Origin of the sequence: Burkholderia sp. HI2500, from assembly GCF_002223055.1 — a bacterium.
In the GTDB taxonomy this organism is placed as follows: domain Bacteria; phylum Pseudomonadota; class Gammaproteobacteria; order Burkholderiales; family Burkholderiaceae; genus Burkholderia.
This window is the reverse complement of sequence record NZ_NKFL01000006.1, coordinates 644567-657812: the sequence shown is the minus strand read 5'-3', so window position 1 is coordinate 657812 and position 13246 is coordinate 644567. Positions and strand designations below refer to the sequence as shown.

Here is a 13246-nt window from a genome sequence, read left to right as displayed (position 1 = left end):
CATGACCGTCAATCATCGCGCGGCACGCCCACGTGTGTCCGCCAAGGAGACGCCATGAACGATCCCATGCTCGGCCCCATCGACCAGATCGGCTACGTGGTCGCGGATCTCGACCGCAGTATCGCGCGCTGGCGTAAACGCCATGACGTCGGGCCGTGGACCGTATTCCGCAACGTGCGCCTTGACGGCTTCCATCTCGGCGAACCCGTCACGGTCGCGATGGACGTCGGGCTCGCGTATCGCGGCGATCTGCAGATCGAACTGATTCACGTGACGAACGAGGCGCGCTCGCCGTACCGCGATACGCACGGGCAGCCGCTCGTCGGGCTGCATCACGTCGCGTGGGTCGTCGACGATCTCGATGCCGCGCTCGCACGGCTCACATCCCGCGGCCTGCGTGTCGTGTTCGACGCACGCAACCCGGCCACGCGCGTCGCCTATCTCGACGACACCGACGATCCCGGCGTGCGCGTCGAAGTGATCGAAGGCGCCGGCATGCGCGACATGATCGCGCGCGGCATCACCGAGGCCCGCGCATGGGACGGCGCCGATCCGGTTCGCATCGTCGACGCGGCGGCCGCCTCCGCGTAAGCGGTCCCGCGCGTCCCTCTCACTCACAGGAGCAAGCAACTTGAAACGACTCGAAGGCAAGGTGGCGCTGGTCACGGGCGGTGCCCGCGGCCAGGGCGAAGCGGAAGCGCGCAGGTTCGTCGCCGAAGGCGCACGCGTGGTGATCGCCGACGTGCTGGACGAAGCCGGCCGGCGCGTCGCGGCCGAACTCGGCGACGCCGCACGTTTCCAGCATCTCGACGTGACGAACGAAGCCGACTGGCAGGCTGCCGTCGATGCGACGCTCGCGCAGTTCGGCCGGCTCGACATCCTCGTGAACAACGCGGCGATCCTGAAGCTCGTGCCGATCGAAGCGTGCTCGCTCGACGACTATCGCAAGGTGATCGACGTGAACCAGGTCGGCTGCTGGCTCGGCATGAAATCGGCGCTGGGCGCGCTGAAGGCGGCGGGTGGCGGCTCGATCGTCAATGTATCGTCGACGGCCGGGATGGAAGGCGTCGCGGGCGGCAGCGCATACGTATCGAGCAAGTTCGCGGTGCGCGGAATGACGAAGGCCGCCGCGCTCGAATTCGGCCGCTACGGCATTCGCGTGAACTCGGTGCACCCCGGTGGCATCGATACGGTGATGGCGCGCCCGCCCGAGTTCGCGGACTTCGATCCGTCGTCGATCTACAGCGGCCTGCCGATCGCGCGCATCGGCAAGCCCGATGAGGTGGCCAATCTCGTGCTGTTCCTCGCGTCCGACGAATCCGCGTATTGCACCGGGTCGGAATTCATCATCGACGGCGGGATGCTCGCGGGCAGTTCGTTCCACTGAACCGCATCCAGGTCGACGCGCGCCCACGAACCTGGTGGGCGTTTTCGTTTGCACTTTCGAGGCACTGCGTGGAGCGTAAAGCCGCCCCTCTGGCAACCACCCGCCCAAAAACGACGATGCCGCCGGCAGCTCTCCCGCGCGGCGGCATCGTCATTTGCGGCGCAACACACCACGCGCCGCGCTTACCCCTTCGGCTGGATCACCGGCGCGCCATTACCGCGCGCCGACTGCCCACCGCCACGCACGAAGCGTCGCCCGTGCGGACCGTACACGCCATCCGGTTCCGGATACAGCATCAGCAGCACGAAATACAGCACGCCGCCCACCACCAGCGACACCGGCACGCTCAGATCGAGCCCGCCCGCGAGGTTGCCGAGCGGCCCGACGAACTGCCCCGGCAGGTTCACGAACGACAACCCGACGAACGCGGCCGGCAGCCACGCGCCCATCGCGCGCACGTTCCACCCATGCGTGAACCAGTAATGGCCGCCGCGCAGCCCGCGGTTGAACACCTGCAGGTCGTCCGCGAGATAGTAGCCGCGCCGCGTCACGTAGCCGATCACCATGATCGCCATCCATGGGCAACTGAACGTATCGATCAGCGTCGAGAACGTCGCGACGCTTTCGACGAGGTTGAACCAGAAGCGGCCGACGAAGATGAACGCGATCGCGATCGTGCCGATCAGCAGCGTCGCACGCACGCGGTTCAGCAGGCGCGGGAACATGCTCGACACGTCGAGGCCGGTGCCGTACAGCGCGGTCGTGCCGGTCGACATCCCGCCGATGATCGCGATCAGGCACATCGGCAGCAGGAACCAGCGCGGCGAGATCGCGAGCAGCCCACCGACGTAGTCGTTCGACGCGATGAACGCGGGTGCCTTCGTCGCGATGATCGTCGCGGTCGCGAGGCCGAAGAAGAACGGCACGAAGGTCGCGATCTGCGCGGCGAACACGGCCCCCATCACGCGATGCTTCGGCGTGCGCTGCGGGATGTAGCGCGCCCAGTCGCCGAGCGTCGACGCGAACGATACCGGGTTGCTCAGCGCCACCAGCACCGCGCCGACGAACGCGGCCCAGAAGCCCGCGCTGCCCTGCTGCACCGTGCCGGCATAGCTCACGTCGAACAGGCCGGCGAACGCGAACAGGCCCGCGACGAACAGCACGCTCGCGGCCCACACGGCGATCTTGTTGACCCACAGCATGAAGCGGAAGCCGTAGATGCAGACGATCAGCACGAGCACCGCGAACACCATGTACGCCGCGCCGAGCGTGAAGCCGTTGACCGGCACGCCGACCATGTTGTGCGCGCCGCCGACGAGCGCGTCGCCCGAGCTCCACACCGCGAGCGAGAAGAACGCAATCGACGTGAGCAGCGCGAGGAACGAGCCGACGATCCGGCCGTGGATGCCGAAATGCGCGCCGGACGACACCGGGTCGCTCGTCCCGTTGCGCGGGCCGAACAGGCTCATCGGCGCGAGGATGCAGGTGCCGGCGAGTACGCCGAGCACGATCGCGCAGACACCCGCCTTGAACGACAGCCCGACCAGCACGGGAAAACTGCCGAGCACCGACGTGGAAAAGGTATTGCAGCCGCCGAACAGCAACCTGAACAGATCGATCGGCCGCGCATAGCGCGATGCATCGGGAATGCGCTCGAAACCGAACGACTCGACCTGCGTAATCCTGCCTTCACTCATTTGTCTCCTGCTCCTCTGGTGCGTCTGTAGCGCCCGCAACTGCGGCGATACGACACATCGTCATCGATTCGCGGCCACTCTAAACCGGATCGCGCGGCGCAAATATCACGCATTCGAGACGTTTACGACGAAGGAGAACAATGTTTCCCGGCAGGCCGGCAACCGGCGCCCGCGCCATCCGTCCGGCGCGGGCGATGCGAGGTCAGTGCGCGCCCTCCTCCGCCGGCGCGCGGCATGCGATCAGGCCCCGCTGAACGGCTTGCCGCGCCTCGATGCCGGCGAGCCACCGCTCGACGTGCGGGTAGTCGGCCAGATCGAGATCGAGTTCGGGCGCCGTGCGCAGCCACGGAAACGCGGCGATGTCGGCGATCGAGTAGCGCGGCGACGCGAGATACGCCGATTCCGCCAAGCGGCCGTTCACGACCCCATAGAGACGCCGCGCCTCGTTCCGGTAGCGCTCGAGCGCTTGCGCATTGACCGTCTTCGATGCATGCAGGAACCACCAGAGCTGGCCGAGCATCGGCCCGATTCCGCCGATCTGGAAGTGCAGCCATTGCTGGACGGCCGTGCGCTCGGCCAGCGTGTCGGGATGCAGAACGCCCGTCTTCGCGGCGAGATAGCTGAGGATCGCGCCGGATTCGAACACGGTCAGCCCGGCGTCGTGGTCGACGATGGCCGGGATCTTGCCGTTCGGGTTGATCGCGAGAAACGCCGGGCTACGCTGCTCGCCGGCGGACAGGTTCACGTGCACGCGGTCGTAGGCGAGCCCGGCCTCTTCCAGGTAAATGGCGACCTTGTGCCCGTTCGGCGTGTTGGCCGTATAAAACGTGAGGGGATGCGTCGAGATCATGGTGGTCCTTGTCTTCCGGTTGTCGTTGCAACTACAATCGTTGCAATTGCAATCCTATGCCGGAACCGATAGCCCCGGCGGCATGCCAGTACTCGGAGGAGGGACATGCAGACTGCGCGATCCGGTCCGCCCGTGCGGACACCCGACACCCGCCGCTGCGTGATCAGCCTGCCTCGACAGGCTGATCACGCAGCGGCTCGCGCCGCGTGGCCGTGCGGTGTCGCCGCTCGGCGCGATGCGCGCGGCCGCCGATTGCCTCGAACGCGATGCGGCGACAGCGGAACGCGTCTGGGTCGTCCGAGCCGATGCGCGGGAGCCGTCCGCAGATGCGGGAGCGCATCGCCGCATCAGTGCATGGCCGCTACGGTTTCTCGATGCGCGCAAGCGGTTCGAGAAGCCGCTGCTGTACCTGCTGCATGCGCGCGCGACCGACCGGCTGCGGCTGGCGTCGATCGAAACCATCGATCGCGGGATCTTCGTCAACGATGCCGAAACGGTCGCGTCGTCCTGGCCGAAAGGCGTGACGCCCGATGTCCCGCACTGGCTGGCCGCGAACCCCGCGTGCACGCCGTACGACCCGGCGTCGGGCCATGAGGCGATCGCGATCCTGCGCCACGCGCTGCGCACGCTCTATGTCGCCGGCCAGCCGGGATTCTGTTACCTCGCGAGCCACGACGACCTCGTACCCGATGCGAAACCGCTGTCGGCCACCGCGGCCCGCGATGCGTTCAGCGGCATGGTGCGGGCCGGCCGGCGCACGGCGGCCGGCGCGGCTGCGCAGATCCGGCTGTGCGGCGCGGGCAGCACGCTCGCGCAGGTGCTGGAGGCGGCCGACCTGCTGCACGACGAATGGCGCATCGATTCGACGATCTGGAGCTGCCCGAGCTACACGCAACTCGCCCGCGACGGTCATGCAGCCGAACGGTGGAACCTGCTGCATCCGCACGACGAACCGCGGATCGCACATGTGCGCCGATGCATCGGCGACAGCCGCACGCCGGTGCTTGCGGTGACAGGCTACGCGGGGCACGTCGCCGCGCAGATCGGGGCGTTCGTCCCGGCCCGCTTCGCGGCGCTCGGCGCGGATCTGGCCGGCCCGGGCCCCGGCGCGCGCGCGCCGAATGCACGCTGGATCGCCGCGGTCGCGCTTCGGCTGCTGGCCGACGACGGCCGCGTGCCGGCCGACTGGGCCGCGCAAGCGATGCGCCGCTATGCGAGCGGCTGACGTGCGTGCCGGCTGACGCTACTTCGCGTCGGCTCCCGCGTCGCGCGCCGCGGCGGTCGCACGGTCGAGCGCGGCGGCCATCGCCGCCTGCTCCTTGCCGCCGAACTGATCGAGAAAGAGTTCCGAGACCGTCGACTGGTACACCTTCCACATCTTCTTGCGCAGCGTCCGCCCCTTGTCGGTGATGCTCGCATACGCGGCGCGGCCATCGTCCGCCGAACGGACGCGCGTGACGAGCCCCTCCTGTTCGAGCCGGTCGACGAGCCGCGTGAGGTTGTAGCGCTCGATCGCGAGCACGTCGGCCAGCTCGTGCATGCGACGCGTGCCGTCGGGCCCGCTTTCGAGCCCCCACAACGCGTCGTACCACGCATAGGCCGGCAGGCCGGCCGCCGCAAGGCGGCGCTCGATCTCGCGAATCATCGTCCGGTGTGCGCGGACGAACGAGAACCACAGATCGGGTTCGGGTGCGCTCATGTCAGGTCGTTCCTCTCGTTGAATTGCAGTTGCAATTAAATTTTACCTCGATAACAATTGCCCTCGTACGATTGCAATTGCAACCATCTGCCCGCCGATCGGCGGGCGTTCCGTCCCGCGTCGCGGCGCCACGACCGTCGCGCCGCGCAGCCTTATGCTTCTGGAGACATTGCATGACCGCACCTCTCGCGCTACCCGACATCGACCCGCAGGAAACCCGCGAATGGCTCGATGCGCTCGAATCCGTGATCGCGCTCGAAGGCCGCCCGCGCGCGCACTACCTGCTCGACCGGCTTTCCGATCTCGACGCGGCACGCCACGGCGACCTGCACGGCCGCGTGACGACCGCGTACGTGAACACGGTGCCGCGTGAACGGCAGCCGGCCTACCCGGGCGATCTCGCGCTCGAACGGCGCCTGAACGCGATGATCCGCTGGAACGCGATGGTAATGGTGTTGCGCGCTGGCCGGCTTTCGAACGTCGGCGGGCACATCGCGACCTACCAGTCGGCCGCGGTGCTGTACGACGTCGGCTTCGATCACTTCTTCCGCGGCCGCACCGATACCTTCGACGGCGACATGGTCTACATCCAGGGCCATTCGGCGCCCGGCATCTATGGCCGCGCGTACCTGGAAGGCCGCATCACGGACGCGCAACTCGACAACTTCCGCCGCGAGACCGGCCGCGAAGCGGGACGCGACGGGCTGTCGTCGTATCCGCATCCGCGGCTGATGCCGGATTTCTGGCAGTTCCCCACCGTGTCGATGGGGCTCGGGCCGCTCACCGCCGCGTATCAGGCGCGCTTCATGCGCTACCTCGAATATCGCGGGCTGAAAGCGCATCAGGGCCGCAAGGTCTGGGCCTTCCTCGGCGACGGTGAAATGGATCAGCCGGAATCGCTCGCCGCGATCTCGCTCGCCGGGCGCGAACGGCTCGACAACCTGATCTTCGTCGTCAACTGCAACCTGCAGCGCCTTGACGGCCCCGTGCGCGGCAACGGCAAGGTCATCCAGGAACTCGAAGGCACGTTCCGCGCGGCGGGCTGGAACGTCATCAAGGTGATCTGGGGCGCCGGGTGGGATCGCCTGCTCGAACGCGACACGACGGGCCTGCTGCGCCAGCGCATGATGGAATGCGTCGACGGCGACTACCAGACCTTCAAGTCGCAGAGCGGCGCGTACGTGCGCGAGCATTTCTTCGGCAAGTATCCGGAACTGCTTGAGCTCGTCGCGGACCTGTCCGACGACGACATCTGGAAACTGGCGCGCGGCGGCCACGATCCGGAAAAGGTGCATGCGGCCTATGCGCAGGCGATGCGCGCGGACGGACGGCCGACCGTCGTGCTCGCGAAGACGGTCAAGGGCTTCGGGATGGGCGAAGCCGGCGAAGGCCAGAACGTGAACCACCAGTTGAAGAAGATGAGCGCGGATGCCGTACGCGCGTTTCGCGACCGCTTCGCGTTGCCGGTGAGCGATGCGCAGCTCGACGAACTGCCCTATCTGAAGCCGGAGCCGGGCAGCGCCGAGGCACGCTACTTCGCCGAACGCCGTGCCGCACTCGGCGGCCACGTGCCGGCCCGCTTCAGCAGTGTGGCGCCGCTGCCGGTGCCGCCGCTCGCCGCGTTCGACGGTCAGCTCAAGGACAGCGGCGAGCGCGGGCTGTCGACCACGATGGCCTTCGTGCGCATCCTCGGCACGCTGCTGAAGGATCCGGCACTCGGCAAGCTCGTCGTGCCGATCGTGCCGGACGAGTCGCGCACGTTCGGGATGGAGGGCCTGTTCCGCCAGATCGGCATCCACTCGCATCTCGGCCAGCTCTATACGCCGCAGGACGCCGGCCAGCTCAGCTACTACAAGGAAGCGAAGGACGGGCAGATCCTGCAGGAAGGCATCAACGAATCGGGCGCGATCGCGTCGTGGATCGCGGCCGGCACCGCATACAGCAACCACGGCCTGCCGACGATTCCGTTCTACATCTTCTATTCGATGTTCGGGCTGCAACGCGTCGGCGACCTCGCGTGGGCAGCCGGCGACGCACGTACGCGCGGCTTCCTGCTCGGCGCGACGTCGGGCCGCACGACGCTGATGGGCGAAGGGTTGCAGCACGATGACGGGCACAGCCACGTGCTGTCGTCGGTGATTCCGAACTGCGTGTCGTATGACCCGACCTATGCGTACGAACTCGCGGTGATCGTGCGCGACGGCCTGCGGCGGATGTTCGCGGAACAGGAGGATGTGTACTACTACATCACGCTGCTCAACGAGAACTATCCGCATCCGGCACTGCCGGACGGCGCGGAAGCCGGCATTCTCAAGGGGCTTTACCTGCTGCGCGAAGGCACGTCGCACACGGTCGAAGCGCCGCATGTGCAGTTGATGGGCAGCGGTGCGATCCTGCGCGAAGTGATCGCCGCGAGCGACCTGCTCGCGCAGGACTTCGGCGTGTCGAGCGACGTGTGGAGCGCGACGAGCCTGAACGAGTTGCGCCGCGACGGGCTTGCCGCGGAACGCTGGAACCTGCTGCATCCCGAGCAGGCGCCGCGCGTGCCGTACGTGCAGCAATGCCTCGACGGCCGCACGGGGCCGGTGGTGGTGGCGACCGACTACATGAAGATCGTCGGCGACCAGATCCGCGGGTTCGTCGACGGCCGGCGCTTCGTGTCGCTCGGCACCGACGGCTTCGGCCGCTCGGATACGCGCGACGCGCTGCGCACGTTCTTCGAGGTCGACCGGCACTTCATCGTGATCGCAGCGTTGAAGGCGCTCGCCGACGACGGCGCGATTCCGCGTGCACGCGTCGGCGAAGCCATCCGGCGCTACGGCATCGACATCGACAAGGTCGATCCGGCCAGCGTGTAATCAAGCGGCGGCGCGGCAGGCGGGATTGCCCGGCCTGCCGCGCCACCGCCCTGTCCACGCTACTGCGCTGACTGCTCCGCCTGCGCGAGCGGGCCTTGCTGCGGGCCCTGCCCCGTTCCCTGCGGCCAGCCGCCCGCCAGCGCCTTGTACAACGCCACCGTCGACGCCGCGCTGCGCATCTGCCCGTCGGCCGCCGCATCCTGCGCCTGCAGCAGCGTGCGTTGCGCGTCGAGCACTTCGTAGTAGTCGATCGCGCCCGCCGAAAACCGCGCCTGCGCCAACTGTGCGGCGCGCGCGCTGTCGGTCGCGGCCCGTACGAGATGATTCGTCTCGTCACGCGTGCGGGCGGTGCGCAGCAGCGCGTTCTCCGTTTCCTCCAGCGCCCCGAGCACGGTCTGCCGGTACTGCGCGAGCTGCCCGGCCGCTTCCGCGTCGCTCGCGGCGATCCGCGCACGCACGCGGCCGACGTCGAGGAACGACCAGTCGATGCCGAGCGCGATCAGGTTCGTGTCGCTGCCCGCGCGGAAGAACCCGTAGCTGCTCGTCGCACTGCCGAGCAGCCCCGACAGCGTGAAGCGCGGAAACAGGTCGGCCGTCGCGACGCCGACGCGTGCGGTCGCCGCGTGCAGCCGTGCCTCGGCGGCCGCGACGTCGGGCCGCCGCCGCAGCAGGTCGCCCGGCGTGCCGGGATCGATGTCGGCGGCCAGCGCCGGCAGCGGCACGGGCGTGCCCGCCGACGCGGCTGCCTTCGGGAGATCGAAGCGGCCGATCAGCGCGTCCGGCGTCTGTCCGGTCAGCACCGCGAGCCGGTGCTCGTCGACGCCGATCGCCGCTTCGTACACGGCGATCCGCGACGTCGTCGATTCGTATTGCGCGCGCGCCCGCGCCGCATCGAGTTCAGAGCCTCTCCCCGCGCCGACGCGCGCATTGATCAGCGCGAGCGTCTGCTTCTGGTTGTCGGCGTTCTCGCGGGCAATCCGCAGCCGCTCCTGCGAGCCGCGCAGATCGACGTATGTGCTCGCCACCTCGCCGGCGATCGCGACGCGCACCGCACGCACGTCCGCCGCGCTGGCGGCCGTTTCCGCACGCTGCGACTCGATCGAACGACGCACGCGGCCGAACAGGTCGAGCTCCCACGCCGCATTGATCCCGACGCTGGACGTCGGCGTATCGCGCTGGCTACGCGGCGCGCCGAATGCCTGGTCCTTGCTCATCAGCTGATGGCCGATCTGCCCGCTCGCGGTGATCGTCGGGTAACGATCGAACGTCGCCTGTGACAGCAGCGCATTCGATGCGTCGTAGCGCGACACGGCGACCTGCAGGTCCTGGTTAGCCGCGAGCGCCGTGTCGATCAGCTGCGTCAGCACCGGATCGCCGAAGCCCCGCCAGAACGCGGCATCGGCATCGGCCGATGCGTCGGGCGGCATCTCCGGCGTCGTACCGGACGGCGCCGCCGGATGCGCATCGCGCGCGAATCGCGCGGCCGTGGCCGTGTCGGGCCGCTTGAAATCGGGGCCGACCGCGCACGCGGCGAGCGTCACCGACATCGCGAGCGCGGAAAGACGGAAAGCGGCGCTCATCGGTTTTCTCCTTCGAGGGTGCCGTGGTGTTCGCTCCACACGGCCGGCGTGCCGCCCGCGAGCTTGCGGATCGCCACATAGAACACGGGCGTCAGGAACAGCCCGAACAGCGTGACGCCCAGCATCCCCGCAAACACGGTGATGCCGGTGGCCGCGCGCACTTCGCTGCCCGCGCCGCCGCCGATCAGCAGCGGCACCGAGCCCGCGATGAACGCGACCGACGTCATCACGATCGGGCGCAGCCGCAGCTTGCACGCTTCGAGCGCGGCGTCGATCACGCCCTTGCCCTGGATTTCGAGCTCGCGCGCGAACTCGACGATCAGGATCGCGTTCTTGCACGCCAGCCCCATCAGCACGACGAGACCGACCTGCACGAACACGTTGTTGTCGCCCCCCGACAGCCACACGCCGAACAGCGCGGCGCAGATGCACACGGGCACGATCAGGATCACCGCGAGCGGCAGCGTCCAGCTCTCGTACAGCGACGCGAGCACGAGGAACACGAGCATCACCGCGAGCGGGAACACGACGATCGCCGCGTTGCTCTGCGTGACCTGCTGGTAGCTGAGGTCGGTCCATTCGAGCGTGATGCCCGGCGGCAGCACGTCCTTCGCGATCTGTTGGAGCTTCTCGATCGCCTGCGACGACGACATCACCTTCGGATCGGCATCGCCGATCAGGTTCGCGGCCGGATAGCCGTTGTAGCGAACGACCGGGTCGGGCCCATACGCGGGCGCCACCGTCACCATCGAGCCGATCGGCACCATCTCGCCCTTCGCGTTGCGCGTGCGCAGGTTCGCGATGTCGGCGGCCGTCTGCCGGTGCCCGGCATCCGCCTGCGCCATCACGCGGTACACGCGGCCGAACAGGTTGAAGTCGTTCACGTACATCGAGCCGAGATAGACCTGCAGCGTGCTGAACAGGTCGGTCAACGCGACGCCCTGCGCCTTCGCCTTCAACCGGTCGACCTTCACCTCGAGCTGCGGGATGTTCGCCTGGTACGAACTGACCGGATAGCTCATCCCCGGCGTCTTCGCGACCGCGCCCTGGAACGCGGTGAGCGCATTCTGCAAGGCCCCGTAGCCGAGCCCGCCGCGATCCTCCAGGTACAGCGAATAGCCCGAGCCGTTGCCGAGGCCCTGGATCGGCGGCGGCATCAGCGCGTAGGTAATACCACCGCCGATGGCCGCGAAGCGCGCGTTCAGGTCCGCGTTGATCTGCGCGGCGCTGCGGTGGCGCTGGTCGAACGGCTTCAGGATCACGTACGAGTTCGTGATGTTCGGCGTGTTCACGCCCTGCAGCGCATTCAGCCCGGCAAACGCCGGCATCATCTCGACACCGTCGGTGCCGAGCGCGATCTTCGTCATCTGCTCGGTCACCTCGCTGGTGCGCGCGAGCGACGCGCCTTCCGGCAGCTTCGCGCCCGCGAACAGGTACAGCTTGTCCTGCACCGGGATGAAGCCGCCCGGCACCGCGTTGAGCAGCAGCGCGGTGGCCGCGAGCAGCGCCGCATAGACCGCGAACACCACGCCGCGCCGCTTCAGCGTGCGGCCGACGAAGCCGTGATAGCGATCGGAGCTGCGGTCGAAGAAGCGGTTGAACGGCTGGAACAGCCAGCCGAACGCACGGTCGAGCCCACGCGTGAGCGCATCCTTCGGCGCATCGTGCGGACGCAGCAGCTTCGCGGCGAGCGCGGGCGACAGCGTCAGCGAGTTGATCGCGGAGATCACCGTCGAAATCGCGATCGTCACCGCGAACTGCCGGTAGAACTGGCCCGTGACGCCGGACATGAACGCCATCGGCACGAACACCGCGCACAGCACGAGCGCGATCGCGACGATCGGCCCCGACACCTCGCGCATCGCCTGGTGCGCGGCGTCGCGCGGGCTCAGGCCCTGCGCGATGTTGCGCTCGACGTTCTCGACGACCACGATCGCATCGTCGACGACGATCCCGATCGCGAGCACGAGCCCGAACAGCGTCAACGTGTTGATCGAATAACCGAGCAGATAGAGCCACGCGAACGTGCCGACCACCGACACGGGCACCGCGACGAGCGGGATGATCGACGCGCGCCACGTCTGCAGGAACAGGATCACGACGAGCACGACCAGCACCACGGCCTCGATCAGCGTGTGCTGCACCGCGCGGATCGATTCGCGCACGAACACCGTCGGATCCCACACGGGCCGGTACGCGACGCCGGGCGGGAAGCGCTTAGACAGTTCGTCGAACTTCGCATACACGGCCTTCGCGACCTCGAGCGCGTTCGCACCCGGCGACAGGAAGATGCCGACCACCGCCGATGGCTTGTCGTTGAAATACGAGCGCAGCGTGTAGTCGCCCGCGCCGAGTTCGACGCGCGCGACGTCGGACAGCTTCACGACCTGCCCGTCGTCGCCGGTGCGCAGCACGATGTCGCCGAACTCCTGCACCGTGCGCAGCCGGCCGCGCACGTTGATCGACAGCAGGAAGTCGTTCTTCTTCGGCGACGGCTCCGCGCCGAGCTGGCCGGCCGACACCTGCACGTTCTGCTCGCGCACGGCGGCAATCACGTCGCTCGCGGTCAGCCCGCGCGACGCGAGCCGGTTCGGGTCGAGCCACAGCCGCATCGCGTAGTCGCCGGAACCGGACAGGCCGACGTCGCCGACACCCGTGAGCCGCGACAGCTCGTCCTTCACGTGCAGCGTCAGGTAGTTGCGCAGGTACAGCGAATCGCGGCTGTTGTCCGGCGAATAGAGGCTCACGTACATCAGCGGCGTGGGCGACTGCTTCTGCGTGGTCACGCCGTACTGGCGCACCTCGTCGGGCAGGCGCGACAGCGCTTGGCTCACGCGGTTCTGCACGCGCACGGCGGCCGTGTCGGGATCGACGCCCTGCAGGAACGTGACGACCACCTGCAGGCTGCCGTCGGAACCGGCGACCGACTTCATGTACATGATGCCTTCGACGCCGTTGATCGCCTCTTCCAGCGGTTCGGCAACCGATTCGGCGATTTCCTTCGGGTTCGCGCCCGGGTACGTCGCGCGCACGACGACGCTCGGCGGCACGACTTCCGGGTATTCGCCGGCGGGCAGCATCGGGATCGAGATCAGGCCGATCGCGAAGATGACGATCGACAGCACGACCGCGAAGATCGGCCGGTCGATGAAGAATCGGGAGAAATCCATTGGCT

General features: G+C 68.1%; 9 protein-coding genes. 4 read left to right on the top strand and 5 right to left on the bottom strand.

The window, feature by feature from the left end:
* The first annotated feature begins 54 nt into the window (after nucleotides 1–54).
* Both CFB45_RS20685 and CFB45_RS20680 read left to right on the top strand, forming a co-directional pair.
* On the top strand, nucleotides 55–591 hold the full coding sequence (locus tag CFB45_RS20685) for a VOC family protein (RefSeq protein WP_089427142.1): 537 nt from the start codon (nucleotides 55–57) through the stop codon (nucleotides 589–591).
* A 40-nt stretch (nucleotides 592–631) separates the two neighbouring features.
* Nucleotides 632–1387 (top strand): glucose 1-dehydrogenase, encoded by a 756-nt coding sequence (locus CFB45_RS20680; protein ID WP_089427141.1) that lies wholly within the window; start codon nucleotides 632–634, stop codon nucleotides 1385–1387.
* 182 nt (nucleotides 1388–1569) lie between these two features.
* Here CFB45_RS20680 and CFB45_RS20675 read toward each other — a convergent pair whose 3' ends face one another.
* The gene (locus CFB45_RS20675; protein ID WP_089427140.1) at nucleotides 1570–3084 is read right to left on the bottom strand and encodes a purine-cytosine permease family protein; all 1515 of its coding nucleotides are present in this window, start codon (nucleotides 3082–3084) and stop codon (nucleotides 1570–1572) included.
* 202 nt (nucleotides 3085–3286) lie between these two features.
* Complete coding sequence (locus CFB45_RS20670; protein WP_089427139.1) at nucleotides 3287–3934, bottom strand: glutathione S-transferase family protein; 648 nt, start codon at nucleotides 3932–3934, stop codon at nucleotides 3287–3289.
* A gap of 217 nt (nucleotides 3935–4151) precedes the next feature.
* On the opposite strand from CFB45_RS20670, the gene CFB45_RS20665 reads away from it, so the two are divergent.
* Entirely contained in the window at nucleotides 4152–5159 is a 1008-nt protein-coding gene (locus CFB45_RS20665; RefSeq protein ID WP_256978294.1) for a transketolase-like TK C-terminal-containing protein, read from the top strand.
* 18 nt (nucleotides 5160–5177) lie between these two features.
* On the opposite strand, the gene CFB45_RS20660 is transcribed toward CFB45_RS20665, so the two are convergent.
* Nucleotides 5178–5633, bottom strand: coding sequence for a MarR family winged helix-turn-helix transcriptional regulator (locus CFB45_RS20660; RefSeq protein ID WP_089427138.1), 456 nt, complete (start codon nucleotides 5631–5633; stop codon nucleotides 5178–5180).
* A 173-nt stretch (nucleotides 5634–5806) separates the two neighbouring features.
* Between CFB45_RS20660 and aceE the strand changes: the two genes are divergently transcribed.
* Entirely contained in the window at nucleotides 5807–8491 is a 2685-nt protein-coding gene (aceE, locus tag CFB45_RS20655; RefSeq protein ID WP_089427137.1) for a pyruvate dehydrogenase (acetyl-transferring), homodimeric type, read from the top strand.
* 59 nt (nucleotides 8492–8550) lie between these two features.
* Here the strand turns inward: aceE and CFB45_RS20650 are convergent, their stop codons facing one another.
* On the bottom strand, nucleotides 8551–10071 hold the full coding sequence (locus CFB45_RS20650; RefSeq protein WP_089427136.1) for an efflux transporter outer membrane subunit: 1521 nt from the start codon (nucleotides 10069–10071) through the stop codon (nucleotides 8551–8553).
* Nucleotides 10068–13241: an efflux RND transporter permease subunit gene (locus CFB45_RS20645; RefSeq protein ID WP_089427135.1), complete on the bottom strand. Its 3174-nt coding sequence runs from the start codon at nucleotides 13239–13241 to the stop codon at nucleotides 10068–10070. The genes CFB45_RS20650 and CFB45_RS20645 overlap by 4 nt, the downstream gene beginning before the upstream one ends.
* Nucleotides 13242–13246 lie beyond the last annotated feature (5 nt).

What these genes read in the sequence shown, in the direction of transcription:
- CFB45_RS20685 (WP_089427142.1), top strand. Translation starts at nt 55, where the DNA reads ATGAACGATCCCATGCTCGGCCCCATCGACCAGATCGGCTACGTGGTC.
- CFB45_RS20675 (WP_089427140.1), bottom strand. Translation starts at nt 3,084, where the DNA reads ATGAGTGAAGGCAGGATTACGCAGGTCGAGTCGTTCGGTTTCGAGCGC.
- CFB45_RS20670 (WP_089427139.1), bottom strand. Translation starts at nt 3,934, where the DNA reads ATGATCTCGACGCATCCCCTCACGTTTTATACGGCCAACACGCCGAAC.
- CFB45_RS20660 (WP_089427138.1), bottom strand. Translation starts at nt 5,633, where the DNA reads ATGAGCGCACCCGAACCCGATCTGTGGTTCTCGTTCGTCCGCGCACAC.
- aceE (WP_089427137.1), top strand. Translation starts at nt 5,807, where the DNA reads ATGACCGCACCTCTCGCGCTACCCGACATCGACCCGCAGGAAACCCGC.
- CFB45_RS20650 (WP_089427136.1), bottom strand. Translation starts at nt 10,071, where the DNA reads ATGAGCGCCGCTTTCCGTCTTTCCGCGCTCGCGATGTCGGTGACGCTC.
- CFB45_RS20645 (WP_089427135.1), bottom strand. Translation starts at nt 13,241, where the DNA reads ATGGATTTCTCCCGATTCTTCATCGACCGGCCGATCTTCGCGGTCGTG.